Annotated in this window: 28 protein-coding genes; 15 read left to right on the forward strand and 13 right to left on the reverse strand. The window is 37.7% G+C overall.

Annotated elements, in window-relative coordinates; genetic code table 11:
• Positions 1–2: 2 nt before the first annotated feature.
• The 3 genes from ACLCDL_RS10415 to ACLCDL_RS10425 form a co-directional block, all read right to left on the reverse strand.
• Positions 3–1,112, reverse strand: a complete 1,110-nt coding sequence (locus ACLCDL_RS10415; RefSeq protein WP_423148231.1) for a tetratricopeptide repeat protein — start codon at positions 1,110–1,112, stop codon at positions 3–5.
• A gap of 24 nt (positions 1,113–1,136) precedes the next feature.
• Positions 1,137–3,710, reverse strand: coding sequence for a DNA gyrase subunit A (gene gyrA / locus ACLCDL_RS10420; protein ID WP_423148232.1), 2,574 nt, complete (start codon positions 3,708–3,710; stop codon positions 1,137–1,139).
• A gap of 158 nt (positions 3,711–3,868) precedes the next feature.
• Complete coding sequence (locus ACLCDL_RS10425) at positions 3,869–5,173, reverse strand: murein hydrolase activator EnvC family protein (protein ID WP_423148233.1); 1,305 nt, start codon at positions 5,171–5,173, stop codon at positions 3,869–3,871.
• Positions 5,174–5,537: 364 nt separating this feature from the next.
• On the opposite strand from ACLCDL_RS10425, the gene ACLCDL_RS10430 reads away from it, so the two are divergent.
• Positions 5,538–6,014: a hypothetical protein gene (locus ACLCDL_RS10430; protein ID WP_423148234.1), complete on the forward strand. Its 477-nt coding sequence runs from the start codon at positions 5,538–5,540 to the stop codon at positions 6,012–6,014.
• A 75-nt stretch (positions 6,015–6,089) separates the two neighbouring features.
• Here ACLCDL_RS10430 and ACLCDL_RS10435 read toward each other — a convergent pair whose 3' ends face one another.
• On the reverse strand, positions 6,090–6,419 hold the full coding sequence (locus ACLCDL_RS10435) for a hypothetical protein (RefSeq protein WP_423148235.1): 330 nt from the start codon (positions 6,417–6,419) through the stop codon (positions 6,090–6,092).
• A gap of 146 nt (positions 6,420–6,565) precedes the next feature.
• On the opposite strand from ACLCDL_RS10435, the gene ACLCDL_RS10440 reads away from it, so the two are divergent.
• From ACLCDL_RS10440 to ACLCDL_RS10450, 3 genes are all read left to right on the forward strand, one after another.
• Positions 6,566–7,306, forward strand: a complete 741-nt coding sequence (locus tag ACLCDL_RS10440) for an SRPBCC family protein (RefSeq protein ID WP_423148236.1) — start codon at positions 6,566–6,568, stop codon at positions 7,304–7,306.
• Between the two features lie 230 nt (positions 7,307–7,536).
• A complete protein-coding gene (locus tag ACLCDL_RS10445; protein ID WP_423148237.1) occupies positions 7,537–8,313 on the forward strand; it encodes an exodeoxyribonuclease III in 777 nt (258 codons plus the stop codon).
• 116 nt (positions 8,314–8,429) lie between these two features.
• Entirely contained in the window at positions 8,430–9,434 is a 1,005-nt protein-coding gene (locus tag ACLCDL_RS10450) for an SDR family oxidoreductase (protein ID WP_423148238.1), read from the forward strand.
• Positions 9,435–9,570: 136 nt separating this feature from the next.
• On the opposite strand, the gene ACLCDL_RS10455 is transcribed toward ACLCDL_RS10450, so the two are convergent.
• Positions 9,571–10,116, reverse strand: coding sequence for a lipocalin family protein (locus ACLCDL_RS10455; protein WP_423148239.1), 546 nt, complete (start codon positions 10,114–10,116; stop codon positions 9,571–9,573).
• A gap of 218 nt (positions 10,117–10,334) precedes the next feature.
• Here ACLCDL_RS10455 and ACLCDL_RS10460 point away from each other — a divergent pair, with 218 nt between their 5' ends.
• Positions 10,335–11,027 carry a GNAT family N-acetyltransferase gene (locus ACLCDL_RS10460; protein WP_423148240.1) on the forward strand — a complete coding sequence of 231 codons (693 nt, stop codon included), beginning with the start codon at positions 10,335–10,337 and terminating at the stop codon, positions 11,025–11,027.
• A gap of 7 nt (positions 11,028–11,034) precedes the next feature.
• On the opposite strand, the gene clpP is transcribed toward ACLCDL_RS10460, so the two are convergent.
• The 3 genes from clpP to ACLCDL_RS10475 all read right to left on the reverse strand — a co-directional run bounded on the left by clpP (position 11,035) and on the right by ACLCDL_RS10475 (position 12,684).
• The gene (gene clpP, locus ACLCDL_RS10465) at positions 11,035–11,754 is read right to left on the reverse strand and encodes an ATP-dependent Clp endopeptidase proteolytic subunit ClpP (RefSeq protein WP_423148241.1); all 720 of its coding nucleotides are present in this window, start codon (positions 11,752–11,754) and stop codon (positions 11,035–11,037) included.
• A 131-nt stretch (positions 11,755–11,885) separates the two neighbouring features.
• Positions 11,886–12,155 (reverse strand): hypothetical protein, encoded by a 270-nt coding sequence (locus ACLCDL_RS10470; RefSeq protein ID WP_423148242.1) that lies wholly within the window; start codon positions 12,153–12,155, stop codon positions 11,886–11,888.
• Positions 12,136–12,684, reverse strand: coding sequence for an RNA polymerase sigma factor (locus tag ACLCDL_RS10475; RefSeq protein ID WP_423148243.1), 549 nt, complete (start codon positions 12,682–12,684; stop codon positions 12,136–12,138). Before ACLCDL_RS10475 ends, ACLCDL_RS10470 begins: the two co-directional genes overlap by 20 nt.
• Before the next feature lie 203 nt (positions 12,685–12,887).
• Here ACLCDL_RS10475 and ACLCDL_RS10480 point away from each other — a divergent pair, with 203 nt between their 5' ends.
• Both ACLCDL_RS10480 and ACLCDL_RS10485 read left to right on the forward strand, forming a co-directional pair.
• Positions 12,888–13,304, forward strand: coding sequence for a ribosomal maturation YjgA family protein (locus ACLCDL_RS10480; RefSeq protein ID WP_423148244.1), 417 nt, complete (start codon positions 12,888–12,890; stop codon positions 13,302–13,304).
• 6 nt (positions 13,305–13,310) lie between these two features.
• Positions 13,311–14,069 carry an oxygenase MpaB family protein gene (locus ACLCDL_RS10485; protein WP_423148245.1) on the forward strand — a complete coding sequence of 253 codons (759 nt, stop codon included), beginning with the start codon at positions 13,311–13,313 and terminating at the stop codon, positions 14,067–14,069.
• Between the two features lie 10 nt (positions 14,070–14,079).
• On the opposite strand, the gene ACLCDL_RS10490 is transcribed toward ACLCDL_RS10485, so the two are convergent.
• On the reverse strand, positions 14,080–14,844 hold the full coding sequence (locus ACLCDL_RS10490; protein WP_423148246.1) for a YdcF family protein: 765 nt from the start codon (positions 14,842–14,844) through the stop codon (positions 14,080–14,082).
• Positions 14,845–14,864: 20 nt separating this feature from the next.
• A complete protein-coding gene (locus ACLCDL_RS10495; protein ID WP_423148247.1) occupies positions 14,865–15,359 on the reverse strand; it encodes a GNAT family N-acetyltransferase in 495 nt (164 codons plus the stop codon).
• A gap of 315 nt (positions 15,360–15,674) precedes the next feature.
• Here ACLCDL_RS10495 and ACLCDL_RS10500 point away from each other — a divergent pair, with 315 nt between their 5' ends.
• Positions 15,675–16,586, forward strand: a complete 912-nt coding sequence (locus ACLCDL_RS10500; RefSeq protein ID WP_423148248.1) for a sugar phosphate isomerase/epimerase family protein — start codon at positions 15,675–15,677, stop codon at positions 16,584–16,586.
• A gap of 81 nt (positions 16,587–16,667) precedes the next feature.
• On the opposite strand, the gene ACLCDL_RS10505 is transcribed toward ACLCDL_RS10500, so the two are convergent.
• Positions 16,668–17,675 (reverse strand): polysaccharide deacetylase family protein, encoded by a 1,008-nt coding sequence (locus tag ACLCDL_RS10505; protein WP_423148249.1) that lies wholly within the window; start codon positions 17,673–17,675, stop codon positions 16,668–16,670.
• 101 nt (positions 17,676–17,776) lie between these two features.
• On the opposite strand from ACLCDL_RS10505, the gene ACLCDL_RS10510 reads away from it, so the two are divergent.
• The 5 genes from ACLCDL_RS10510 (at position 17,777) to ACLCDL_RS10530 (ending at position 22,265) form a co-directional block, all read left to right on the forward strand.
• Positions 17,777–18,715 (forward strand): ROK family protein, encoded by a 939-nt coding sequence (locus ACLCDL_RS10510; RefSeq protein WP_423148250.1) that lies wholly within the window; start codon positions 17,777–17,779, stop codon positions 18,713–18,715.
• A gap of 22 nt (positions 18,716–18,737) precedes the next feature.
• Positions 18,738–19,307: a D-sedoheptulose-7-phosphate isomerase gene (locus ACLCDL_RS10515; RefSeq protein WP_423148251.1), complete on the forward strand. Its 570-nt coding sequence runs from the start codon at positions 18,738–18,740 to the stop codon at positions 19,305–19,307.
• 89 nt (positions 19,308–19,396) lie between these two features.
• Entirely contained in the window at positions 19,397–20,071 is a 675-nt protein-coding gene (locus ACLCDL_RS10520; protein WP_423148252.1) for a hypothetical protein, read from the forward strand.
• Between the two features lie 58 nt (positions 20,072–20,129).
• Positions 20,130–21,992, forward strand: a complete 1,863-nt coding sequence (locus ACLCDL_RS10525) for an LTA synthase family protein (protein ID WP_423148253.1) — start codon at positions 20,130–20,132, stop codon at positions 21,990–21,992.
• Between the two features lie 60 nt (positions 21,993–22,052).
• Positions 22,053–22,265 carry a hypothetical protein gene (locus tag ACLCDL_RS10530; RefSeq protein ID WP_423148254.1) on the forward strand — a complete coding sequence of 71 codons (213 nt, stop codon included), beginning with the start codon at positions 22,053–22,055 and terminating at the stop codon, positions 22,263–22,265.
• A gap of 29 nt (positions 22,266–22,294) precedes the next feature.
• Here the strand turns inward: ACLCDL_RS10530 and ACLCDL_RS10535 are convergent, their stop codons facing one another.
• Together ACLCDL_RS10535 and ACLCDL_RS10540 are read right to left on the reverse strand one after the other, a co-directional pair.
• Positions 22,295–23,659 carry a GH1 family beta-glucosidase gene (locus tag ACLCDL_RS10535; RefSeq protein ID WP_423148255.1) on the reverse strand — a complete coding sequence of 455 codons (1,365 nt, stop codon included), beginning with the start codon at positions 23,657–23,659 and terminating at the stop codon, positions 22,295–22,297.
• Between the two features lie 182 nt (positions 23,660–23,841).
• Complete coding sequence (locus tag ACLCDL_RS10540) at positions 23,842–24,528, reverse strand: PAS domain-containing protein (RefSeq protein WP_423148256.1); 687 nt, start codon at positions 24,526–24,528, stop codon at positions 23,842–23,844.
• A 108-nt stretch (positions 24,529–24,636) separates the two neighbouring features.
• On the opposite strand from ACLCDL_RS10540, the gene ACLCDL_RS10545 reads away from it, so the two are divergent.
• The gene (locus tag ACLCDL_RS10545) at positions 24,637–24,852 is read left to right on the forward strand and encodes a hypothetical protein (protein WP_423148257.1); all 216 of its coding nucleotides are present in this window, start codon (positions 24,637–24,639) and stop codon (positions 24,850–24,852) included.
• Positions 24,853–24,934: 82 nt separating this feature from the next.
• Positions 24,935–25,753, forward strand: coding sequence for an SMP-30/gluconolactonase/LRE family protein (locus ACLCDL_RS10550; RefSeq protein ID WP_423148258.1), 819 nt, complete (start codon positions 24,935–24,937; stop codon positions 25,751–25,753).
• The last annotated feature ends 10 nt before the right edge of the window (positions 25,754–25,763 follow it).

Genomic DNA, 25,763 nt, shown 5'->3' on the forward strand with positions numbered 1-25,763 from the left:
TATTAGTTTATAATTATTTGATTCAATTTATTATTCACATCTTTTAACCGAATGTTATCTGATGTTGTTTCGTACAAAATAGCTAATGACTTTAAAACGTTTACCGCATTCGGGTTTATTTCGTATGCTTTATTTAAAAATTTTCGAGATTTCGCAAAATTCTCATCTTTAACTTCTTTTATATGCAACGCAGCATCCAGATAAAGTAATCCTAACGAATAATTTGCATCATAATTATTCGGATTTAAAGAAATTACTTTTTTGTAATATTCTTCGGCAATTGTTTTTACGCCTGTTACATCAAACGCAAAACCCGCTAAATAGTTTAGATCTATATTATCAGGATCTAAGTTAATAGCGTCTCTGATAACAGAAGTTATAGCAGGGTAATCTCCTGCTTCCAGAAAGATGTTCAGTTCTTTAAATGCGAAGTCTGTGTTTTCCGGGAAAGCTGATTTGCCCTGCTGAATTATTTCAAGAGATTGTTGAGTGTCCCCCATATTTTCGTATAGTTCGGATAGAACGAGATAATATTCAGGAATTTTCTTGGGGGAAGCTGAAATAAGTTGTTCATAATAACCTATTGCCCTACTTCTATAACCCAATCTCTGGCTTAGAACTGCTAAATTGTGTTTAATTAAAATATTATTACCTGAACTCAGGGAATCAACCCAGCGAAAAGAATCGTACGCTTCCTCATAATTGTAAGAATTTAATGCATTATTTGCCCGTCTTACAAATGCAGTTGCTAATTCTCTTTTTATAAAACTTATTTTGCCTTCGTGTTCAATTGCAAAGGGCCCAATCCGTTCGAAAGAATAGAGTGCCTCTTCAATCGGATCTTTAGTATAAGTCAATGTCCGGTTGGAGTCAACACTGGCAAGTGCTGAATAGATAAGGCTCCGCACAAAGTTATTTTTATAGGATAAGGAATCCTTCTTGTTTTTATATCCCTCATCTATAAACTTTTTTGCCTGCTCCAAGCTAGAAAATTCCTTTTTTTTGACGAAAAGGGCAAAGCTATTGAAAGCGTTCTTTGCAGGTGTCTGTGCTGTAACAACGCCGGTAGAAAAGATCAGCAGGAAAAAAACTGATAGTATTCTTTTTAGCATATCTCTTTAAGAACAGTTTTTTGATTACTCCTCTAACGATTCTGTTCCTCCAGTATTGTCTGCCTCAGAACTGCTATCTGAATGGTTTCCTCCTTCAAGTGTTTCTATATCTTCTTCCAGCTCTTCCTCTCTTTCAACTTGTGCGATAGAAGCGATTTCGTCATCTCCCTTAAGTGTAATCAATCGAACTCCTTGTGTAGCACGGCCCATTACCCTTAATTCGGATACAGCAATGCGAATAACAATACCTGATTTGTTAATAATCATCAGATCATCATTGTCAGTAACATCTTTTATCGCAACAAGTTCGCCTGTTTTATCCGTTACATTGATGGTTTTAACACCTTTACCTCCCCGATTGGTTACCCGATAGTCTTCAATGTCAGTACGTTTTCCGTAACCTTTTTCGGAAACTACTAAAACAGTAACTTCCGGATTATTTATACTGATCATTCCGACAACTTCATCTCTTTCGCTGGCGAGCGTAACTCCTCTTACTCCTGTGGCTGTGCGACCCATGGGACGAACTGTAGATTCGTTAAAACGGATTGCCCGGCCAGAACGTAATGCCATAACAATTTCGCTATTTCCGTCTGTAAGACAAGCTGCCAGTAACTGGTCGCCTTCATTAATATTTATGGCATTAATTCCGTTAGCTCTGGGGCGGGAATATGCTTCAAGCGAAGTTTTCTTAATAGTACCTTTCCTGGTACACATAATGATAAAGTTATTTTCAAGGTATTCCTGATCTTTAAGATTTTTAACCTTGATGTATGCTTTAATCTTTTCCTCTTTTGGTACGTTAATGATATTTTGGATAGCACGTCCCTTACTTGTTCGGGTTCCTTCCGGAATTTCGAAGACACGCAACCAGAAACATTGTCCCATTTCAGTGAAGAACAACATGTAATTGTGGTTGGATGCAATAATAATGTGTTCGATAAAATCTTCATCCCTGGAGTTAGATCCCAATGAACCTTTACCTCCCCTGCCTTGCCTGCGGTATTCTGTCAGGGCCGTCCTCTTAATGTAGCCCTCATGCGATATGGTGATAACAACGGCCTCATCTTCAATGAAGTCTTCCATTGTCATATCTTCTGCCGAATGAACAACCTGGGTTTTACGTGCATCACCGTATTTATCTTTTATTTCCAGAAGCTCATCTTTTATAATTTGCATACGCAGGCTTTCGTCTGCTAATACAGATTTCAAATATTCGATCGTCTTCATTAATTCGGCATACTCTTCCTTAATCTTATCACGCTCAAGACCTGTTAAGCGGCGAAGCGTCATATCCAGAATTGCCCGGGCCTGAATTTCGGAAAGTGAGAATTGCTGCATTAATCCGTCACGAGCCTCTTCGGGAGTAGATGAATTACGAATAAGCTTGATTACTTCGTCCAGGTGATCAAGTGCAATTAATAAGCCTTCAAGTATATGTGCACGCTTTTCTGCTTCAGCAAGTTCAAACCTGGTACGGCGTATAATAACCTCGTGACGGTGATCGACAAAATGACGAATCATGTCTTTCAGGTTCAGCATCATCGGTCGCCCATGAACGAGAGCGATATTATTAACGCTGAATGAGGTTTGAAGAGCGGTATATTTATATAGGTTATTTAAAACTATCGATGCATTGCCGTCGCGTTTAATCTCATAAACAATGCGCATACCCTCTCTGTCAGATTCGTCACGAATCTCTGAGATACCTTCAAGTTTCTTCTCGTTAATCAGCTCTGCTGTTCGCTCAATCATTTGAGCTTTGTTGATCTGATAGGGAATTTCAGTTACAATTATACGTTCCCTGTCATTTCCATATGTTTCAATCTCAGCTTTAGCCCGCATAATAACACGGCCACGACCGGTTTCAAATGCTTCCTGAACGCCTGCATAGCCGTATATGATACCACCAGTTGGAAAATCAGGAGCCTTTATATACTGCATCAAACCTGAAACTTCAATGTCATTATTATCGATATAAGCAATGGTACCGTCAATAACCTCGCTTAAATTGTGAGGGGCCATATTTGTAGCCATTCCCACCGCAATTCCCGACGCTCCGTTTACCAGCAAATTGGGTATTTTTGTAGGCAAAACGGTAGGTTCCTGAAGCGAATCATCAAAGTTTAACTGGTAGTCAATGGTATCTTTATTGATATCAGCCAGCATTTCTTCAGCAATTTTTTTCAGCCTCGCTTCAGTATAACGCATCGCTGCCGGACTATCACCATCAATAGAACCAAAGTTACCCTGCCCATCTACAAGAGGATAACGCAAACTCCAATCCTGCGCCATACGCACCATAGTGTCGTAAACAGAGGCATCACCATGGGGGTGATACTTTCCTAATACATCCCCTACTATACGTGCAGATTTTTTATAAGGTTTATTACTCGTAACACCTAAGTCGAGCATGCCATACAGAACCCGGCGATGTACCGGCTTTAGGCCGTCTCGAACATCCGGCAAGGCACGTGAAACGATTACCGACATCGAATAATCGATATAGGCAGCTTTCATTTCTTCTTCTATGTTTATGGGAATAATCCGATCGTTGGTAGGTAGTGATGAATTTTCGTTTTCTGTTTCTTCAGCCATCTTAAGATTGGTCCTTTTTTTTAATTAACGCCATTCAGCGACCTGCGAAGTTAGTAAAATTAGTTGTTTTAAGGAGTGCTGTTGAAAAGTTTTACCCTGTATACAGTCAGGCTGAAAAGTATATCTAATTCATTGAAAAATCCCTTAGTGGGTGTTAATTATCTGGCAAGCCAGCCTGAAGGATTTAGTGGAGTCGCTCCTTTTCGTACTTCGAAATGTAACTGAGTTGTATTGTCACTTGGATCTGTTACTACAGTTCCTATCGCTTGTTTTGTGCTGACTTTCTGTCCACGGCTAACACTCGCTGAGCGTAAATTGGAATAAACGGTAAAATATTCTCCGTGGCGGATAAGCACCACGAAATTACCACCAATATTAGCTACGGTAGACACTTCTCCTGAAAAAACAGCACGTACCGTAGCTCCTGGGGCTGTTTTTATATCTACTCCATTATTTTCAAGGGTAACATTTACCCCATAGCTGTGGTTGCCAAACCCTTCAACAATGCTACCTGAAGCAACCGGCCATGGTAAAGAACCCCTGTTACTTAAAAAATTTGAAGATAACTTAGCAGATTCGGGCGTTGCAGATAACACGCTCGAGCCTTTGGCTTCTTTAACAGAAGATTTAGCAGTAGTGGATGAGCTGCTTTTGTTAGCAGCAGCCATTTTTGCTGCCTGCGCCTTAGCTGCTGCGGCTCTTGCAGCTGCCTGGGCTGCCGCCTTCCGGCGGGCAGCTTCAATTTCTTTTTCAATTGCAGAACGTATAGCCCGGTTAAGTCGTGCAGATTCCTTTTTCTTTGTGACAAGCTGTTTTTGCAGCTTTTTCTCCTGTGAACTTAACTTATTAAGTACCTGCGACTGGTGATTTTTTTCCTTTCCTAATGTTTGCTTCTCCTCCTGTTCATCCTCAAGTAAAGAGCTTTTTTCTTTTTTATTCTGATCAAGCTCTACTATTTTAACATGCAGCCCATGTTGAGTTTGCTCTATATAACCAGCTTGTTTTTTTCTGTATTTGCTAAACTGGTTCAGGTATTTCAATCGCTTATAAGCCTGGTTAAAATCTTTCGCAGAAAAAATAAACATCAGTTTGTTGTATGCACTGCGATTTTTGAATGCAAATAAAATCATAGCCGCATACTCTTTTTTCAAATCGCTGAGCTGGGCCTGCAAGTTTTTCACAGTAGACGTATTATCGGAAATCTGATCATCCAGTAGCCTTATCTCTGAGTTAATTGTGCTGATTTTTTCCTCTCTGAGTCTGATCTGGGTATTAAGGACGTTAATTTGTTTTAATGAAAGCTGTTTGTTGCTGGAGGTTTTTTTTAAGCTTCTGTTTAATAATTCTATTTCTTTTGTCAGTGCTTTTTTCCTTCGTTTTAATTCTGCACTACTCTGGCTAAAGGCTGGTCCTGTTAAAAATAAAACAATGATAAAAGTAAGGATCGGCCTGAGAAATTTCATTAGTTACTGTCTTTTTTGCGACTGCAAAACTACAATAAGCTGTAAACTTCTTTAATATTCATTTTATTTTTATCGCAAATCAATTTTAAATAAAAAAGTTTAAACAAATCAACGCGTATCAGGTTACTTCTAAATCGCATTTGACATAACAACTGCAAATAATAAGAACCTGCCCTACACCTATCTATAAAACTGGCTCCCATTTGGGGGCCGGTTTCATTTCTACTACTTTCAATATTTTTTGCAATTCTCACATTATGTGAAAAATTATGAATAGTGTGAAATTTTTTGAGAACAAACATTTCATTTACTGATAGTGTTGATTTCACATAATGTTAATACTATTACTTTTTAAAACTGACTTATGAAAAGAATTATTTTACTATCAATGATTGCCGCTACAGTTGCTTTTACGTCATGCAAAAAAGAAAAGAAAAAAATTGAAATTAAATCAGCTTCTGATGCTATTGTAAATCAAAAACATTGGAATACAATTACGCAGCAGCATGAATACTTTGATGAAAGTAATACTAAAGTATATGAAACAACAGTTAATGGAGGTCCCAAATACTTGTTCAATACAAATGACTCTGTTCGGATAACAGATACGGGACTAAAAGTATATAAAAAGTACTCCTTTTCGGTGACAAATGGAAAAGAATTTATTTCTTTGGTCTCAAATAATTCTATAGAGACATATGAAGTACTTTCGGCAGCTTTAAAAACAATGACCTGGCAAATTCAAAGAACGAATGTTCAATATAAAGATGCCAACAATGCCGACAAGGTTGCTGCAAAAGAAGTTTTAACAATCAATTTCCATTGCCCTTGTGCTGATTAGTTAATTTAGAAGACAAAGCAATAAAAAAAGCTGTTTCATTGAAACAGCTTTTTTTATTGCTTTGTCTATCGGCGCCTATTGTAACTCATCTAAAGATTTTTTACTATAAATACTTTGGCTGGCATCTTCAATAGTGATAAAGGTGTAGGTGTCTAGTATCTCTTCAAACTCATCATCATCATCCCACAAAGGAATTATATTTTTATTGTGATTAATGGTAAGAAACGCATTTAGGGCTTCTATTCTCTCTTTTTGTACTTCCGGAATTCCCCCAATACTTCTTCCTACTTGAACAGCCGATTTGGTTTCATGGCAAATCAGAAACAGATCTTTACTCATAGCAATCGTTTTTATTAATTTTATTTTTGAAGTATTCTCGCGTTCGTATTCCAAAATCCATACCATCTTTTCTTTAAAACCAAATTTTTAAGAACAATTTCCATAAGGCAAACAGTGAACGCACTTTAACGTTATAACTATAATTCTTGCATGTGATTTAAATGCATTCATCGTACTACTACCTTAAAATTTATAAATAAAAATTTAGAATTATGTTAGATACAACTGTTAACAAAATAACCGACACCTTAAATAATTCATTCTTAAACAGCAATCAAAATATTAATGTTAATCCAACAGAACGGATATTATCGATTGCAGCAGGTTCCTTCATATTTTACAAAGGACTTAGTCAGATTATTAAGCACCCTTTAATTGCTGTTCAGGAAGCGTTGGTAGGAGGGTTTTTATTATATCGGGGTGCTACCGGTCACTGCCCAGCTTATTCACGCTTAGGAAAAGATACTACTGACCTGGAAGCCATACGCATAACCGAACGTTTTATTGTCAACAGCCCAAAGGAGCAGGTTTTTGCTTTCTGGCGTAAGCTTGAAAATCTGCCCCGTTTTATGAAACATCTGGCTTCGGTGGAAGAAATAGATGCAAAAACATCACACTGGAAAGCAAAGGTACCCGGACAATTAATAGAAGTTTCCTGGAATGCACAGATTACAAAAGAAGAAGAAAATGAATATATCGGATGGCAATCTGTTTCGGGATCGAAAATTGATAATGCCGGAAAAGTTGAATTTAAGGAAGCATTGAACGGTACGGGAACAGAGCTTTATGTTGAAATAAGCTACTTCCCACCTGCCGGAGCAATTGGCCACGGTTTGGCTAAATTATTTAATGGCGTTTTTGAAAATATGGTGCGTGAAGATGTGATTAATTTCAAACGTTATGCTGAAGGAGAAGAGTATCAAACCTATTCTTCTTCCGGTAAATATTCTTAGTAATTGAAATATTTCGGTGCCAACCGTAATTATTCGTTATATCATATTTTAACTGTGCAAGTCAAAGAAAAACTTGCACAGTTTTCTTTTTTATAGACCTAGGGTTTAATATTATAAGCTTATCGCTTAATTATAATCCTGGTATAGCATTTTGCTACCCATGTTTTTTTCATCATTTTTAACAACTGAATTTTAATCTAAATCTTTATTACTCTCTAAATATTAATTCTATGTCTACTCTTCATCTTGTAAATTGGAATGTAAATGGGATCCGGTCCATCATGAAAAAGGATTTTGTAAAGGATATTCAATCTATCAATCCGGAGGTGCTTTGTTTACAGGAAACAAAAGCTTCGTACGAGGAAGTTAAATCTTTATGTGAGTTATTACCCGAGTATAAGGTTTATGTTAATTCATCTAAAGCCCGCAAAGGATATTCTGGAACAGCGATTCTTAGTAAAACTGAACCCCTCAATGTTACATGTGATATGGATATTGAAGAACATGACCAGGAAGGCAGGGTTATAACAGCCGAGTATGAACAGTTTTTTTTGGTGACCATTTATGTTCCAAATTCTGGCGATGGTTTAAAACGTCTGGATTACCGGGAAAAATGGGATGCAGATTTTACGGCTTATGTTACCAATCTGAGTTTAAAAAAACCTGTTATTATATGCGGAGATCTAAATGTAGCTCATCGACCCATTGACATTGCGAGAGATAAACAGAATTACAATAAATCTGCAGGATATACTCAGCGAGAGATAGATGGCTTTAACAGGTTACTTGATGCAGGTTTTACCGATACTTTCCGATACTTCTATCCTGATGAGGTTAAATATACTTATTGGAATGTAATGTTTAACGCCCGCTCACGAAACATTGGCTGGAGAATTGATTATTTTCTGGTAAGTAATTCTATGATGGAGCAGGTGAAGGATTCACTGATTTATAATGAGTACCTGGGATCAGACCACTGCCCCATTGGATTGATGATAGAGATTTGATTTTTAGTGGAAGTTCATCTTCGTCTGTCTATCATTCCCTGAGAAATTTTAAAGGGTAAAAACCAGGCACGAGAAAATAGGTTGTTTTATCAGGTACACTGAAAAACATACTCGTCATGAATGAAGAAATAAAAATAAGCAGACGAAAAGCGCTGGGTGGATTGGGAACGGGTTTAGCTGCAGTTGCAGTAGGACCAAATTTTGCAGATGCAGAAACAATAAATTCGGGATTGGACTGGGAAAAGCTGGAAGATCCTACTACCAAGTATCCCAAACCTCCCTTCAAAGGTCAATCTCAACCCTGGCCCGGTTTAGCAGGTAAGATGGATCCGCAACCTGATCACGGAGAGAAAAGTTATCGCGGCTCCGGACGTTTAAAAGGCAGGAAAGCATTAATTACCGGAGGCGATTCTGGAATGGGGCGGGCAGCAGCGATTGCTTATGCACGGGAAGGTGCAGATGTGGCCATAAATTACCTTCCCGATGAGGAGCCTGATGCTCGTGAGGTAATTGCACTGATTAAAGCAGAGGGTTGTAAGGCAATAGCTATTCCCGGAGATTTAAGAGACGAGGCATTTTGTCAGCGATTAGTTTCAGAAGCAGTAAAAGGTTTAGGAGGTCTGGATATACTGGTAAGTAATGCTGCAAGACAGCAGGCAAATCAATCCATTCTGGACATTTCGACTGAGCAATTTGACTGGACGATGAAAACCAATATTTATGCTCCTTTTTGGATTATTAAAGCGGCCTTACCTCATTTGAAACCAGGTTCAGTTATTATTGGCACCTCTTCAGAACAGGCTACAGATCCTTCAGCAGATCTTTATGATTATGCCCAAACCAAAGCTGCCACAACAAATTATGTCAGATCATTGGCTAAACAGCTTGGACCGAAAGGCATTCGAGTTAATGGAGTAGCACCGGGACCGATATGGACACCCTTGCAGGTTAGCGGAGGTGCATCCCAGGAAAAACTTAAAAGCTTTGGAGGACAAACACCTTTAGGCAGGCCAGGACAACCGGCAGAACTTGCTTCAATCTATGTGCAGCTGGCGGCAAATGATGCAAGCTATGCTACCGGACAAGTGTATGGTGCTGCGGGAGGAAGCGGACATCCGTAATGTTTGTTAGTAATATAATGGCAGTTTATAAACCCTGTAAAGAACGGTTATGGGTATTTTTTGTTACTCTTGATAAAACTTAAAGTCCTTATAAAAAAACTATAAGGACTTGTTAGTGAAGAGAACTTTGCTGTCGTCATTTCTTATCATGCTTAACCCATATAAGCTTCTTTGTATCGTAGCCAATACTTTCAGCTTTTTGAATATATTCTTCCCTTACATTGTCCGGGATAGTTGTTTCACGTGAAAGAATCCAGAGATAATCAAGATTATCGCCGGCAATTAAGGCATATCGATATTTAGGATCTAATGCAATAACATTATATCCCGAATAAAAAGGGCCGAAAAAAGAGACTTTTAATCGTCCGGTATTTGAATCGTTAACAAATTTTGCTTTGCCTGTACTTTCTTTCCATTTATTTTTTACATAGTCAAATCCACGGTTCAGTACACGAATAGTACCGTCAGGATTTAAAGAATAATCAGCAGTAACATTATTCAGATTGCGTTCAAATCGATAGTCAAAGCGTGCGATCTCATACCATCGGCCCAAATATTTTTCTACATTAAAAGGGCTAACTGCTGTTGCTCCTGCAGGAATAGACGGGCCAGATGAACATGTCAAACCTATTGTACCAACGGTTACTGCAGCTGCTAATAAGTACCATTTATTTATTCTCATATTAAATGTCCTGATTTATATTCTTTTAATTTTATAACAGCAGCATTTTAAGGATGTTTAGTTTCCGGAGAATTAGGTTGTTTCTCTAAATTATACGATGGCTTCGAATTTTTACTGTGGTAAATCTGAATTAAACCGAGTTCAACACATCATTGTATTTAATTCTACTTAAATTTGTTCTTCTGATTTTACTTCAGCATCAGTATTTATAAAAACGAGTGGAACATATATTGGATAATCCCATCTGGAATGGCTTACTTACCGGAAATAAAAGCATTGCTCATGGAAGTGAAAAGGCAAAATATTTTGCAAAGGAAATAGCAGCCTTTGCGGGGATGAAAGATAATAATGAAGACGACTTTAACTGTCTATACAACTTTACCCCATTCAATTCTCCCATTGTTCTTTTTGCAGCTAAAGAATTGATTATTCCTAAAGATTGGAAAGTTCTGGTAAAAAAAGATCTTTTACAGATGGTATATCAACAGCGGAATGTGCCTACAGTGGATGATCATAGTTTTGTGCCCTTACAGGAAAAAGATATACCTGCCATGATTGAACTGACAACCAAAACTAATCCCGGCCCATTTTTATCAAGGACAATTGATTTTGGTAATTATGAGGGTGTTTTTGACAAAGGCATATTAGTTGCTATGGCCGGACAACGTTTTCAGCCTGATCCATATGTGGAAATAAGTGCTGTATGCACGCATCCTGATTATTCAGGAAAGGGACATGCCAGTAATCTTATACGCAGCCAGATAAGTAAAATACTGATGTCGTCAAAAATTCCTTTCCTGCACGTTTTGCCTGATAACACTAGTGCATCAAACTTATACCAGAAATTAGGGTTTGAAATCAGGAAAAAAATGATGGTCTATGTGATTGAAAAAAATTATAAATTTATTTAATTGCTTTTTACAACTCGTCTTTATCGGTAAAGCCGGTATTTCCTGATGTCAGTACTTCATCAATCATTCCAAATTCTTTAGCTTCCTGTGCTATCATCCAGTGGTCCCGATCGGCAGCATTGTGAATCAGCTGGTAATCCTGTCCACTGTGGCGTGAAATAATCTGGTAAAGCTCTTGTTTAAGTTTGAGTACTTCCCTGGCAGTGATTTCAATGTCTGAAGCCTGCCCCTGTACTCCACCTAATGGTTGATGGATCATCACTCTTGAATGCTCCAGTGCTGCCCTCTTTCCAGCGGCTCCTGCACATAGCAATACAGAAGCCATGCTTAGTGCCATTCCTGTACAAATGGTTGCAACATCCGGACTAATATATTGCATAGTATCATATATGCCGAGTCCGGCATATACTACTCCTCCAGGACAATTGATATAGATCTGAATATCCCGTTTCGAGTCGGTAGATTGCAGAAATAGCAACTGCGCCTGTATAATATTTGCAATCCGGTCATCAATTGCTTCACCGAGGAAAATAATGCGATCCATCATTAAACGTGAGAAGACATCCATCTGGGCTACGTTTAGCTGACGTTCTTCGATAATGTGGGGCGTCATCGCAATGGGAAGAACGTATTTTTCGGTGCGGGAAATAGCACTATCAACTGTAAGACTGCTAATACGATGATGCTTAACAGCGTAATTTCGAAATTCATTTTTAAGATTTTTCATTTATTTAATAATAAGAAATTAGACATAGCGATTCCATACAACAGGATAGCAGTTAGTTTTACATTTAACTAAGAATATTCCGGAGCAGAAAACGAGATCTCGAGCGGCGATAAAAAGTGGCGATGTTGGTTTTATATATTGAACAGGGCCAGTATTTTTTGCCGAAAGTGTTTATATCGTTTTTCTGAAAAGAGTTTTAGATGTACGCCTTCGAGTTCTTGCTTTAATTGCTTACGCCCAAAAGCATTAATAAGCTGATAGCTTTTTTGCTGTGCCTGCTTGTTCTCTTCCAAGGTTGTATTGATGAGCAGATTGGCCTGAAATAATAATTCCTCCTCTCCGCTCAGTTGCCCAAACAGGTGATTTTCGATGTGTTGTATCTCATTCAAGGAAGTCCTCATAGCAAATTGATTTTTCTTTTACCGTTTCTCTTATTTTTTCAAGGCATTTGTATTTCTGCACTGTTGCTGAACGTACGCTTCGATAACCAAATCTTTGGGCAAGTTCTGCCATGCTGAGTTTATCATAGTAAAAAGATTTTAACAGATCCAGGCATTTCTTCCCACTTCTTTCGAGCAGGTTTAGCAGTTTATTGATTGAAAGCTGCTCTCTAACTGCCGCTTCGATGACCGAATGTTGCACGGCATCCAATGAGATTATTTGAGATTCTTTGGAAAAGTTCCGGTACCAAAGGTGTTTTGCAATTCCGAAAATATATTGCCTTTCGGTTTGAGTAATAAGTTGTTCAATTACTTGCTGCTTTTCGTACCAAATGATGATGGCATCATGAAAAATATCTTTTGCCTGCTCAAGAGTCCCTCCTTTCCTGCTGATAAATCTGGCTATGTCAGGAAAGATGCTTGTGTATAGTTCTACAAGCTTGCTTTCTCTCAATTTTGCTGATTGTTCCTGTATTAAAATCTCAGCCATTTGCTGTCTGTTTTAAACTAAGTGCAAATTAATGGAAAGGTATCACCCTTAAAAATAACATTTTTTTAGGTGTGATTTTGAACGCACTTATTTAGTGCTGAATGTATTCCCTTGAAAATTATTCTTGAATAGTTCGAAAATTTTTCATTACTTTGTTATTCAAAGTTCTTTTAGGTTTTCATGATTGGTCTTTAGTCTCAGCTATGTTCATATTTAACAAAAACTATTTTTTCTTTGCTGTTCTGTTGTTGTTAACAGAAATATTTATAGCGATATACATAAAAGATACAATTGTACGTCCGTATGGTGGAGATTTTCTGGTCGTTATACTTTTATATTGTTTTATTCAGAGCTTTATAAATTCACCGGCTATAATTACGGCATTGGTGGTGCTTCTTTTTTCTTATATAGTTGAAACACTGCAATATTTCCATTTTATACAATTTATCGGACTTGCTGATTCTGAAATTGCAAGAATACTTATCGGTAATTCATTTGCCTGGATGGATATGCTTGCTTATACATTAGGGACACTTACACTGGTAATTGCAGAAAAAATTAGAATAAAAGGACAAAAGGACGGTAAGCTTAACCAATTAATAGTGCTTCTGAAACGTTAAAAGAATATGGAGTTTTTTGTGGAGAGAGATTCAATTGTGAGAAAGATCTGGGGGAATGGTGATACTATTCTTTTTATTTTTGCCGGCGCTTCTGCCGAGTTCGCTTTAAATAAAGCCGTTGATTGGCTTTACTTTACGGGACGTCTTCCTGCCGATCCGCTCGGAAGATTATTTTCCACTGTTTCTTACGCCCGTAAAATCGTTTTTTCTGAATATCCGGCCGCTCTTCGAGCTATCGATACTATTACGGCTATACACAAAGGAGTAGAACAACAGCGGGGAAAAGAAATTCCGGACTGGGCCTACCGGGATGTACTCTTTATGCTGATTGATTATTCTATACGTGCATTTGAAGTACTGGAACGTAAACTTACTGAATCAGAAAAAACCGAAGTGTTTACCGTTTTTTATCGCGTTGGATTGAGAATGGAAATTAAAGAATTACCTGATATTTTCCCAGAATGGCTGGTAAAACGCGAAGAGCACATTCAGGAAAATTTGGTTTACAGTCAATTTACAGCCGACTTGTACAAACAATATAAAAAACATCTCGGCTGGTTCAGATATCAGCTCTTAAAGCAGGCACAGGTATTGGTAGTTCCAAAACGAGTAAATAGCTTTCTCTCACTTGGCAAATTACAGCTTTTAACACCAGTATTATCGATATATAAACTCAGCAGGAGGATTAAATTGGAAGGATTATTGAAAAACATCGTACTTCCAAAACAATATAAGGCCCAGATTGCAGAGCTGGATGTTGAGTGACTATTCAGCATCAGCAATATCCCAATAGCTTGTACACTATAAAGCCGGTAAGTTCATGAATCAGTAATGCTGATTTCGCCAAAGCAAACTCAGAAGGGATCAGATATTGGTCAAAAGTATAATCACGGGGCCCTGAATAATAATCTACCGGAAAAATAGCCGCCTCCAATCCTGCTTTTACAAAACAGCCTTCTGCCCTGCGCATATGAAAAGCAGAAGTAATAAGTAAATAATCAGGCTGTAAATGCAAATCGGCTATCATCTTTTTTGAAAAACGGGCATTCTCAACCGTATTTCTTGACTTGTTTTCTATAATAATATCCTTTTCCGGTACACCACAGTAAACAAATACATTCTTCAATGCATCCGATTCACCGATTCCTTCTTTAAATACGTAACCTGAGCCTCCGGTTATCAGGATCTTTTTTATTTTACCGGCTTTATACAGTTGTACAGTATGAAGAAGGCGATCTGCTCCTTTATCAAAAAATACACGATCGTTGTATTGGGGCATTCGATGTGTCATGCCGGTTAGAACAATTCCAGTTTGATATACGGGCATACTTGCTATAGTAACAGGTTTTTTCTCCCATAATAAAAAAGCCTCATTTACCAGGAAATCATTGCTAAAAATAAAGAGGATAAGCAGACCTGTAACAGCACTGGCTTTTTTCCTCCTTTTATTTTTTGAAAAGAAGGAATATATAAATAAAACAAGCACCCAAACCAGCGGCATTACCAAATAAAAGAGCGTTTTAGAAAGAATAAAGAACATCCGTAAATATAACCGCGTTTTTATTTAATGAATAATACCATCTGTTCTTCGGTAAGATATTTGTTTCCGTCTTTCATTGCCCGCTCTTCAACAGAAAAGGTTTTGAAATTGAATTTGTGATACAGATTTTTAGCTATTGTATTGGAAGATACTACTGTAAGATTTACCTGTTCAATGTCTGTTTTTTTGGCACGTTCTATTGTTTCCTGTACCAGCCGTTTACCTATTCCCTGTCCTGCGAAATCTGCCGATACATACATGCGGAATAAAAGGCCTTTATGTCTTAGTTTTTCGCGTTTAGCTCCTTCCCGTTCAAAGCTTACAACTCCTGCAAGTTCTCCTTCAGCAGTTACACATGCAAGCGTAAAACTATCGGAAGTACCCTTTGTAGGAAATGCTTCTTGCTCCTCATCGTTTGCACTCATTCTGAAATTATCTTTATGTTCCAGTAAACCTCGGATAAAAAAACGTTTGTATTTTTCCTGGTCATTTATTGTAAGTTCGATCAATTCCATGCACAAGTAAATAATGTAAACGCAAAGCTATTAACCTGCGTTCGATTTAAAAATCAAATCTTGATTTCATTCTAAAAACAAGTTAAGTTTTGTTGATTCATTGCCAACGAAACAAAAGCGACTTTATAATAGAGAAATTTTAACGGTAATAAAGGAATATGTTTGAATGATTTAACTTAAAAAATGAGAGGGCAAGATCTGTTCATGCAATGCAACAAATTATTTACGCTGTGTCTAAGCAGCTATTAAAGTTTTATTCTTATTATGTAGCGTTAAAATATTTGAACCATCTATTTTAATATAACCAATAAAACCATGAATAAATCAAGAAGAACTTTTGTTAAAAACAGTGCTTTGGCTGTTGCAGGTGCAACGTTGTTTAGCAACAGGCTGTTTGCTGCCATTAAATCAGGCGAAATAGTTGGCGTACAATTGTATTCTGTGCGGGATGATATGAAAAAAGATCCCCTCGGTACATTAAAACTCATTGCCGAAATGGGATATAAAGACGTAGAACATGCAAATTACATCGACCGGAAGTTTTACGGATACTCTGCAACAGAATTTAAAAAGATCTTATCCGACCTGGGATTAAAAATGACCAGCGGTCATACTGTAATGGGTAAAGATCACTGGGATGCCTCTAAAAATGATTTTACCGACGCCTGGAAATACACAGTAGAGGACGCGGCCACCGTAGGACAGAAATATGTAATAAGCCCCTGGCTTGATGAAAGTTTACGGAAAACATACGACGACACCCTGCGGTATATGGAAGTTTTCAACAAAAGCGGCGAGCTGTGTCAGAAATCAGGAATGAAATTCGGCTATCATAACCACGATTTTGAATTCAGTGTAAAATTGAATGATAAAACATTGTACGATATCATCCTGCAAAATACTGATCCGAAATTAGTTGTTCAGCAATTAGATATTGGAAATATGGTAGGCGGCGGAGGATATGCGATGGAAATCCTGAAGAAATATCCGGGTCGATTTGAATCGATGCACGTTAAGGATGAGATAAAAAGCCAGACCGAGCATAATGGCTATGAAAGTACTATTTTAGGTAAAGGTATTGTAGGTACCAAGCAGGTTTTAGACTGGGGAAGAAAATCAGGAGGGACTACTCATTTTGTAGTTGAACAGGAATCTTATCAGGGAAAAACCCCTATTGAATCAGTAAAAGAAGACTTAAAGATCATGAAGAAATGGGGCTATGCCTGATAAAGCTTCCATGACTGGCGAATTAGTTTTTGTATAATTGTTGTTTATTCCCGCCCTACAGGGCGGGATTTTTTATTATTACTATTTAACTTTGTTTCTTCTTTCCATGAGCTCACGCCAGGTAGTAAGAATTATTCCTTCCTTTTCAATGTATTTTTTCAATTCAGGATCGGTCATAGCAAGCCAGTCACCTTCACGTGTAATTCCGGAGTCGGAAATAGATGAGAATACTTCTGTAGGATTGGTACAGTGCATAATCACCATGGTTAATCCGGGTTTCACCTCTTCTAAGGCCTGTTTGTAATATGCTGTTTTGCTTTGACGAATTGCTTCTTTAACAGGTTTTATGCCCAACGGCAATTTCCAATCGTACGATTCGTTATGCAGGTCATCCAAAACTGGCAAGCCGGCGTTCCACAACATTTTCCCCACCGCCTGCGCCCTATTTAATGCTTCATTCCCTGCACCCATCTGCTTTTTTATCAGTGTATTATGCCCCCCGGGAAACATAAGCGGAATTTTATACTCCACTCCTACTTTTATGTATCTTTCTGTAAAGGCTTCAGTTGCAAACAAAGTACCCATATGAGAATCAAGGTGAGTAGGCTTAAAACCCGCTGTTAAAGCTCTGTCGAGCTGTGCCCTGATTTCTGTTTCCACTTCATCTGCTGAAGCATGTTTTACCGCTTCTTCCACCGAAGGCCACATTGCACCTTCCTTATCAACCAGACCGGGTACTTTTGCTTTCCCGCTTAAAGGGCCCCATCTGTAAGCATTCCATTCTGAGGTAAGTGTTAGGTGTAGTCCCGCATCAATTTGAGGATGATCTTTAAGAAAATGAAGAAAGCCAGGAACCCATGGGCACGGCATCATTACACTACACGATGATGAAACTCCTTTCGTTAATGCATCCATAGCACCGTTGTTTGAATCGAAAGACATTCCTGCATCGTCAACATGCAGGATAACTACTTTTTTCCCTTTCGGAAAACCTAAACGTTCTGCAAATGTGCCTTCTGTCTGAGCAGAAGAAACATAAGCGGTGAGGCAGAAAAAAGATAAGAAGAAAAGGCTGTTTATATTTTTCATTGCATTGTTAGTTTTAGCTAATATATTTAAAAAAATTAAGCATAAATTAGATTTGCGCCTGAACTCAGAAAACGAGATTGTCAGGATTAATTGTATCAACCTTGAGCAGACACTATTTAGGAATTGAAATAGGCGGCACCAAACTGCAGCTTGTAGCAGGTGATGAAGATGCCCGCATTTTACAAAAAATCCGTTTTGATATAAAAAAGGAAAAAGGAGCGGAAGGAATTCAGAATCAGCTTAAAGAAGGAATAAAAAGTTTAAGAAACGACTTTACTTTTTCAGCAGCAGGGATAGGCTTTGGCGGACCGGTAGAATGGCAAACGGGTAAAATTTGTGTAAGTCATCAAATTGAAGGATGGTCTGGTTTTGATCTGGCATCTTTTATAAATTCTCTCACATCATGCCCCGTTTATATGGATAATGATGCGAATGTTGCTGCGCTTGGAGAATCTGTTAAAGGTGCGGGAAAAGATTGCCCAACCTGTTTTTACATTACACTGGGAAGCGGAGTTGGCGGTGGCTTAATTTACAATGGTCAGATTTATCATGGTGCAAATCCCGGAGAGGTTGAAATTGGCCATGTTCGGCTCGACAAAAAAGGCAGAACGGTAGAATCAAGCTGTTCGGGCTGGGCGGTTGATAAAAAAATCAGAGAGGCAATTTTAACAGGATCGGCAGATATATTGAAAAATCTCGTTGGAGCAAAAAAGGGAGGTGAAGCTAAATTTCTTGTACAGGCCATTGAGCAGGATGGCAACTGTGCAAAAGAAATTTTAAATACTACTGCAGATGACCTTGCTTTTGGCCTGTCGCATGTAATACATCTTTTTCATCCGGAAATTATTATAATCGGAGGCGGGCTATCTATGTTAGGTGAAATATTAATACAGCAGGTAGAACAAGCTATATCACAATATATTATGAAAGCGTTTCTTCCACCGCCGTCTATTCGACTGGCCGTTTTAGGAGAAGACGCAGTTCCTGTAGGAGCATTGCTGCTGGCAAAACAATGTTTACGTTTACAAAACCAATTATAGCACTAAAACTATTATTAAAATTATGGAAGCTTTTGTTTCAAACTATATACAGGCTCAAAAATCAGCAACCGATTCAATCCCTGTGAAAGAAGTTGCAGAAATCATTGAACAATTCAGGCTGGCTTTAAAAAATGATCAACAAATTTTTGTTTTTGGAAACGGGGGAAGCGCAGCCAATGCCTCTCATTTTGTAACTGATCTTGGAAAAGGTTCATCTGATAAAACTTACAGGCGGTTTCGCTGCCTTTCATTAAACGATAATGTAAGCTGGCTTACGGCAATAGGAAATGACTATTCGTATGATGATGTGTTTGTAAGGCAGCTTGAAAATTATGCCCGTCCCGGCGATCTTATCTTTGTAATGAGTGTAAGCGGAAACTCTCCTAACCTGGTAAAAGCAGTAGACTGGGCAAAGAAAAATGAAGTAAGCTCAATAGCGTTATTGGGTGGTAAAAGAGGGCAACTGGTTCAAAAGGCAGATAAAGCAATTGTAATTGATTCTGAACATTACGGCCGTGTTGAAGACGCCCACATGCATATCTGCCATATTATTTGCTATGCTTTTATGGAAACAGAAGAATTGCAGAAGTAAAATTAACATGCTGTTTTTTTCGTATATTTAATTAAATCAATAAGTAACATTCAACACATTTTACTGTCTAACAACCAAATTATTAACTAATGAAACGATTATTTTTAGCCGCAGCGGTAACATTAACAAGTTTATGCGCTGTAGCACAAAACAAGATTGATGAAGGATCCATCTCTTATACAGTAGAATGGAAATTACCACCGCAGGCTCCGGCCCAGATGGCAAGCATGCTTCCTACGGAAATGACCGTGTATTTTAAAGGGGACTCATCTGCTACTACATCTAAAACTTCAATGTCATCTACAAAAAGTATCATGAACAGTAAAACTGAATACCAGCGCTTATTGCTTGATATCCCAATGATGAACAAAAAATTCTCTATCATCTTCACCCCTGCCGATATGGAGCAAATGGAAGATCAAAAACCGGACTTTGAACTAACAGTGGGAACAGAAACAAAAGCAATAGCTGGTTACAATGCGCAGAAATATTCAGTAAAAGAAAAAAGAAGCGGCCAAACCTTTGATGGCTGGTTTAGTAAAGACGCAGATATTGTTCCAAATTCGTTAACCCAGTTCTTTGATAAATCATACGGTTTGCCTTTGGAGTTTGTAACATTCCACAATGGTATGGGATTGAAGGCTACCGTAAAAGAAATTAAAAAAGAAGCTGTTCCGGCCGGTACTTTTGGCGGATCTAAAGATTACCAGGAAATTACCTTTGATGAACTTAAAGGAATGATGGGCGGTGCCGGTAGACAATAATAGTTTAATATCTTTTTAAAGGCTTTTTAACATGCTGCATTTTTAACAATTTCGCACTATGTTAAAAAGCCTTTTTATTTTAATACGCTATTTCCTGTTCTGGCTGCTGTTTTTCTTTATTGACAGGCTGGTTTTTCTTTTATATTTCACCGAAAAGCTTAAAAACGTACGCTTTGGGGAAATATCAAAAACGTTTTTATACGGGTTAAGGCTTGATACATCAATGGCAGGATACATCTCCATTTTGCCGTTGTTGATGTATATATTCCTCATACTGGTGCCCCGTGTACATATTTCTGCTCTTGTTCCGAAAATCTATACCCGGGTACTTATCATTTTATTTTCTTTTATTTCTATCGTTAACTTTAATATTTACCGCGAATGGGGTTCAAAAGTAAATTTCAGGGCTTTAGATTTTGCCTTTAATGCACCAAATGAAGCGATAGCTTCCAGCGCTTCATCTCCTGTTTTTTCATCACTTCTTATATTTTTCTTCCTTGTTGTTATCAGTCTTTTTTTAGAAAAATGGATTGTAAACTACCGCATGGTAAGGGAAAAATCCCTCATTAAAAGAATTGTATTTAGTATTCTTATTCCTGGTATAACTTTTCTATTGATACGCGGTGGCTGGCAGCTCTCACCGGTAAATGAGAGTATGGCCTATTTTTCACAAAATATTTTCCTTAATCATGCCGGTATTAATACCGAATGGAGTTTATTTCGTGATGTTTTGCGAAACAAATACGGGCATAAAAATCCATATCAGTATTTTAAAACTGCTGAAGCGAAAGCGATCACTAATACGCTGTACGAAAAACCTGCAGCTGCAAGTATTGAAATACTCCAGACTACGAGACCAAATGTGGTTCTTATAATAATGGAAAGTTTTACAGCGAGCGTTGTTGAAAGCTTGGGCGGCGAAATAGGTGTGACACCACGCATGGAAGAACTTATTAAAGACGGATTGTTATTTACCAATATCTATGCCTCCGGCGACCGTACTGATAAGGGCCTGGTTGCCGTGTTGAGTGCCTTTCCTTCACAAGCTGTACGCTCTGTGATTAAAGAAAACAACAAACAGGAAAAGTTACCTTCCATTGCAGGAAGTTTACGAAAAAAAGGATATGCTACTTCGTTTTATTATGGCGGAGAAAGCGAATTTTTTAATATGAAATCGTACATTTTAAGTCATTCATATGAGAAAATTATAGATAAACATTACTTTGACAAGAAGGACATGAACTCCAAATGGGGCGCTTACGACGAAGTCGTTTATAAAAAGCAGCTTGCAGGGTTGAAAAATGAACAAACTCCTTTTTTCAGCACACTTCTTACTTTAACCAATCACGAACCGTTTGAACTTCCTGTGAACGCTCATTTTAAAGGAAACAGTCTGCCGGATAAATTTCGCAGTACAGCTTACTATGCTGATTCCTGTTTATATGCTTATTTAACTAATGCGAAGAAGGAAAAATGGTATGACAATACGCTTTTTATTGTTGTTGCCGACCACGGACACCGTTTGCCGGGAGAAAAATACGACAGCTACCACCCTTTGCGATATAAAATTCCATTATTGCTTTTTGGAAATGCAATCAAGCCCGAATACAGGGGAAAAAGGATTGAAACGATTGGAAGTCAAACCGATATTGCCGCTACCCTGCTTTCACAACTAAAAATAGACGATCCGTCTTTTAACTGGAGCAGGAATTTGTTAAATCCAAAAGCTATAGACTTCGCCTTTTTTGATTGGGATAATGGTTTTGGAGTAGTTACAGATAAGCAAACAGTAACGTTTGATAATGTTGGGAAGAACATAATTTATCGGAAAAATGCGGAAAAGAAAAGTAATGATGAGAGTATATTAAAGATCGGTAAAGCGTATATGCAAACTGTTTTTGAGCAATATCTGAATTTGTAAAAGCTGTTTTAATAACAAACAGAACAGTTAATCTGCTGTTAAAATCTGAAATAACCGACTATGAGAATCCATACAGACCAGGAAATTATTGAGAAAGCTGCTTCTAAAGTTCAGAATTGTTCCCTTGCTGAAAATAATACGGCAGATATAACGGTTAATTTTGAGGATGACAAAGGACTGACACACTCCTATGTAGTAACTTTTATTAAATCTGAAAATGGCTCCACACAACAATGGAAGGCTTCAGAGATCAATGAAATAAGCTCTTTATAAAATAAATTCAACTCTGAACACTAGCAGATTTAATCCTTTTCTTTAAGAAACTCTGAATACCACAATCCTGAATTCTTTACAGTTCTTTTTTGAGTTTCAAAGTCTACATAAATTAATCCAAACCGGGGTTTGTAGCCCTCGGCCCATTCGAAATTATCTGTTAGGGTCCAAACAAAATAACCTTCAACCGGGCATCCCTCCTGTTTAGCTCTTAAAACCTGTTGCAGATTTTTCTTTAAAAAATCAATTCTGAGCGGATCATCAATAGTATTCTTTACTACTGTATCCGGAAATGCTGCCCCGTTTTCTGTTATTATTATTCGTTTGATAGCCTTGTACGATGAAATTTTTTTAAGTACGTGATACATAGCCGGAGGATAAACTTCCCAACCCATTGCCGTTAGTGGTACTTTCCGCTTTTCCGCTTTAATAAGTTTTGCCTGGAGATAAGGAGTGAAAAAAGAGTGTTTAATAATTTCGCGTGTGTAATTTTGAATACCGACAAAATCGAGGTCGAACTTTATCTTCTGTTCATCACCTGGGTGCATGTATTTTTCAATCCTTTTTAAAAAAGGAAGTTCCTTAAACGGATATCCTAACCCCAAAGCCGGCTCAATAGACAGCCGGTTTAGCAATGCATCAACTCTTACAGCGGCATTGTAATCACGTGAGCTTTTTGAATGTGGTTCAATATGCGAACAGGAAAAGGTGCTTCCTATAGTGGTATCCGAGGGTAATAATTCTTTTAGCATCCTTCCTCCTTCGGCCATACTTAAAGCAACATGATGAATAGCAGGAATAAAATTTTTAAGCCCTGTTCTCCCTGGTGCATGTATACCTAAAAAGTATCCAGCACCGGTAAAAACCATCGGTTCGTTCATTATCATCCAGTTCTTTACTCTGTCGCCGAAACTTGCCGCACATACATTTACATAGTTAGAAAACCAGGAAATAATATCCCGGTTAGTCCAGCCGCCTTTCAATTCAAGCGCCTTTGGCAAATCCCAATGGTACAGAGTTATCCAGGGTGTTATCCCTGATGCAAGGCAATAATCAATAACGCGGTTGTAAAAATCAATTCCAGCCTGGTTTACAGAACCTATTCCCTCCGGAAAAATTCTTGGCCACGATATGGAGAACCGAAAATTTGGAATATTTAACGATTTTATAAGTTGTATGTCCTTTTTATACTGATTATAAAAATCACAGGCTATGCAGGCATGATCTCCGTTTAAAATCTTTCCTTTTTTACTCGCAAATTCATCCCATATGGAAGGGCCCTTTCCATCAGTATTATGCGCTCCTTCAATCTGAGAGGCCGCAACCGATACACCCCAATGAAAATTTCTGCCAAAATTACTTTTATTAAACTCTTCGTAACTTAAATCGCTCATATAAAGTAGTTAACGATTAGTTCCGTAAGGAATATGTTTAAAGGCTGAAAAGAAAGAGCGCATGCTGTTTATTACAATCCGGTCTTTTAATGCGGCAATTACTGATACTAAAAATTTCATGTTTTTTATCAAGATCAGTATTTTATATTAAGTTAATATTTCCGGCGAATTAAATTTAGTTGTTAAGAGTTATTTACCCTGCCACCATTTATTTTATAGCCTGTTAAATCCCTCATAATTTTTGTAAATCCACGATGATTATCGTGCTCGTCTTTTAAAGGAAATACCAAACCGAATCCCCAGAACTTTTCACCGCTTTTCTTTACATGAAAGCGTTCGTCTTTTGCACGGCCTTTAGAAAGTGCTGTTTCCAGTTCTTTTTCAGGTTCACCTTTCCGGATATCTTCTTCAGTAAAAAACACCTTCGAGCTTCTGCCAATTATTTCTTTTTCCATATAGCCAAGCACTCTTTCTGCACCCGTATTCCAGCTGGTTACATCGCCGTTCTTGTCGGTTGTAATAACTGCGTAATCTTCGAGACTTTCCAGCACCTGTCTGAAAAAATCCTCACTCATCCGAAAATAACTGTCGCTTAAAACTTCTTCAGGAGTAGTAGCAAATTCACTATGCGATTGCAGATCCACCTGTATTTTTGTGTCTTCAATGCCACATAGCATGGCAAGCGGTTCCTGAGTTATTTTGTAATACGTGTCGAAACCAGGAGGAAGTTGCTCAAGTTGGGGTTTTCCCCTTACTGGTTTCAGAGTTATTATTTCGGTATTTAATTCGCTACTTGTAGAAACTAAAAAATGGGAATACCCTTTTTCAATCAGGTCTCCTAATAATTGCGGACTTAATGGGAGTATCATTGTGTGTGTTTTAACTGTCAGATAACAGCTTAATCCGTTTAAAGTTTTATTGCCAGGCATAGATAAACTATAACTCCTGAATTATGTTATCTTATAAAATCTACTGGGATGGAAGATCATTATAATAAATTAATGGAGGTAATTGACAGAATTAACAAGGCATCAACCTTGTTGCTTCGTTCTCTATCTAAAGAGCAGATGATAGAAGTTGCAAAAGAAATGTCGTTAACAGAACTGAATGAAATTCTGTATTACTACGAAAGTTTAGAAGAATTTGAGATTTGCAATGCCGTAAAGGCTGGAATTGATGCTAAAGCTGCTTGATATTCCTTATTGATGATTGAATTTTGATAAGGCCATTTTTCTTTATATTAGCGTAATCTATTAACAATCTAAACTTAAAAAAATGAAGTTATCTCTGGTATTAATTTTAAGCTTTTTGGTTTCGGGCTTAAAGGCACAGGAGCACAGCCTTGAAAAAATCTGGGAGAGTGATTCTCTTGCTGTTCCCGAATCCGTTCTGCATCATGCAAAAACAGGAATTTTGTATGTTTCTTTAATTGATGGCAAAGCTGATGAAAAGGATGGCAAGGGTGGTATTGCTAAACTGGATGCAAACGGAAAAATTATTAGCAGCGACTGGGTTAAAGGCCTAAACGCACCTAAAGGATTAGGAATTTATAAAAACAAACTATATGCAGCAGATATTGACGAAGTAGCAGTTATTGATCTTGCTAGTGGTAAAGTAATGCAAAAAATACCTGTTGAGGGAGCTGTATTTTTAAACGATATAACAGTAGACGGAAAGGGCATTGTTTATGTGTCTGATTCGGGAACAGGAATTGTACATCGTATTGAAAATGGAAAAGTAAGTACCTATTTAACTGATATAAAAGGTGTAAACGGACTTTTAGCGGCAAAAAATGACTTATACATTTTATCAAGCGATAAAGTACAAAAAGCCGATGCATCTAAAAAACTGACAGAAGTTACAAAACTTGATCAGGGCGGAGATGGAATAGAACCAGTTGGAAACGGAGATTTTATTGTTTCTGCGTGGGTTGGATATATAAACTATGTTTCTGCAGATGGAAAGAAACAATTATTGTTAGATACGCACGATAAAAATAAGAATACAGCAGATATTGGATTTGATGCTGCTAAGAAAATTGTATATGTACCTACTTTTTTAGGAAAAAGTGTAGTAGCATACCAGCTTAAATAATACAAATAAG

Origin of the sequence: Rubrilithobacter danxiaensis, from assembly GCF_047272945.1 — a bacterium.
Classification (GTDB): domain Bacteria; phylum Bacteroidota; class Bacteroidia; order Sphingobacteriales; family Sphingobacteriaceae; genus Rubrolithibacter; species Rubrolithibacter danxiaensis.

Excerpts from the sequence above, each read along its gene's own strand:
- ACLCDL_RS10415 (WP_423148231.1), bottom strand. The coding sequence starts at position 1,112 with ATGCTAAAAAGAATACTATCAGTTTTTTTCCTGCTGATCTTTTCTACC.
- gyrA (WP_423148232.1), bottom strand. The coding sequence starts at position 3,710 with ATGGCTGAAGAAACAGAAAACGAAAATTCATCACTACCTACCAACGAT.
- ACLCDL_RS10425 (WP_423148233.1), bottom strand. The coding sequence starts at position 5,173 with ATGAAATTTCTCAGGCCGATCCTTACTTTTATCATTGTTTTATTTTTA.
- ACLCDL_RS10430 (WP_423148234.1), top strand. The coding sequence starts at position 5,538 with ATGAAAAGAATTATTTTACTATCAATGATTGCCGCTACAGTTGCTTTT.
- ACLCDL_RS10435 (WP_423148235.1), bottom strand. The coding sequence starts at position 6,419 with ATGGTATGGATTTTGGAATACGAACGCGAGAATACTTCAAAAATAAAA.
- ACLCDL_RS10440 (WP_423148236.1), top strand. The coding sequence starts at position 6,566 with ATGTTAGATACAACTGTTAACAAAATAACCGACACCTTAAATAATTCA.
- ACLCDL_RS10445 (WP_423148237.1), top strand. The coding sequence starts at position 7,537 with ATGTCTACTCTTCATCTTGTAAATTGGAATGTAAATGGGATCCGGTCC.
- ACLCDL_RS10450 (WP_423148238.1), top strand. The coding sequence starts at position 8,430 with ATGAATGAAGAAATAAAAATAAGCAGACGAAAAGCGCTGGGTGGATTG.
- ACLCDL_RS10455 (WP_423148239.1), bottom strand. The coding sequence starts at position 10,116 with ATGAGAATAAATAAATGGTACTTATTAGCAGCTGCAGTAACCGTTGGT.
- clpP (WP_423148241.1), bottom strand. The coding sequence starts at position 11,754 with ATGAAAAATCTTAAAAATGAATTTCGAAATTACGCTGTTAAGCATCAT.
- ACLCDL_RS10470 (WP_423148242.1), bottom strand. The coding sequence starts at position 12,155 with ATGAGGACTTCCTTGAATGAGATACAACACATCGAAAATCACCTGTTT.
- ACLCDL_RS10475 (WP_423148243.1), bottom strand. The coding sequence starts at position 12,684 with ATGGCTGAGATTTTAATACAGGAACAATCAGCAAAATTGAGAGAAAGC.
- ACLCDL_RS10480 (WP_423148244.1), top strand. The coding sequence starts at position 12,888 with ATGTTCATATTTAACAAAAACTATTTTTTCTTTGCTGTTCTGTTGTTG.
- ACLCDL_RS10485 (WP_423148245.1), top strand. The coding sequence starts at position 13,311 with ATGGAGTTTTTTGTGGAGAGAGATTCAATTGTGAGAAAGATCTGGGGG.
- ACLCDL_RS10490 (WP_423148246.1), bottom strand. The coding sequence starts at position 14,844 with ATGTTCTTTATTCTTTCTAAAACGCTCTTTTATTTGGTAATGCCGCTG.
- ACLCDL_RS10495 (WP_423148247.1), bottom strand. The coding sequence starts at position 15,359 with ATGGAATTGATCGAACTTACAATAAATGACCAGGAAAAATACAAACGT.
- ACLCDL_RS10500 (WP_423148248.1), top strand. The coding sequence starts at position 15,675 with ATGAATAAATCAAGAAGAACTTTTGTTAAAAACAGTGCTTTGGCTGTT.
- ACLCDL_RS10505 (WP_423148249.1), bottom strand. The coding sequence starts at position 17,675 with ATGAAAAATATAAACAGCCTTTTCTTCTTATCTTTTTTCTGCCTCACC.
- ACLCDL_RS10515 (WP_423148251.1), top strand. The coding sequence starts at position 18,738 with ATGGAAGCTTTTGTTTCAAACTATATACAGGCTCAAAAATCAGCAACC.
- ACLCDL_RS10520 (WP_423148252.1), top strand. The coding sequence starts at position 19,397 with ATGAAACGATTATTTTTAGCCGCAGCGGTAACATTAACAAGTTTATGC.
- ACLCDL_RS10525 (WP_423148253.1), top strand. The coding sequence starts at position 20,130 with ATGTTAAAAAGCCTTTTTATTTTAATACGCTATTTCCTGTTCTGGCTG.
- ACLCDL_RS10530 (WP_423148254.1), top strand. The coding sequence starts at position 22,053 with ATGAGAATCCATACAGACCAGGAAATTATTGAGAAAGCTGCTTCTAAA.
- ACLCDL_RS10535 (WP_423148255.1), bottom strand. The coding sequence starts at position 23,659 with ATGAGCGATTTAAGTTACGAAGAGTTTAATAAAAGTAATTTTGGCAGA.
- ACLCDL_RS10540 (WP_423148256.1), bottom strand. The coding sequence starts at position 24,528 with ATGATACTCCCATTAAGTCCGCAATTATTAGGAGACCTGATTGAAAAA.
- ACLCDL_RS10545 (WP_423148257.1), top strand. The coding sequence starts at position 24,637 with ATGGAAGATCATTATAATAAATTAATGGAGGTAATTGACAGAATTAAC.
- ACLCDL_RS10550 (WP_423148258.1), top strand. The coding sequence starts at position 24,935 with ATGAAGTTATCTCTGGTATTAATTTTAAGCTTTTTGGTTTCGGGCTTA.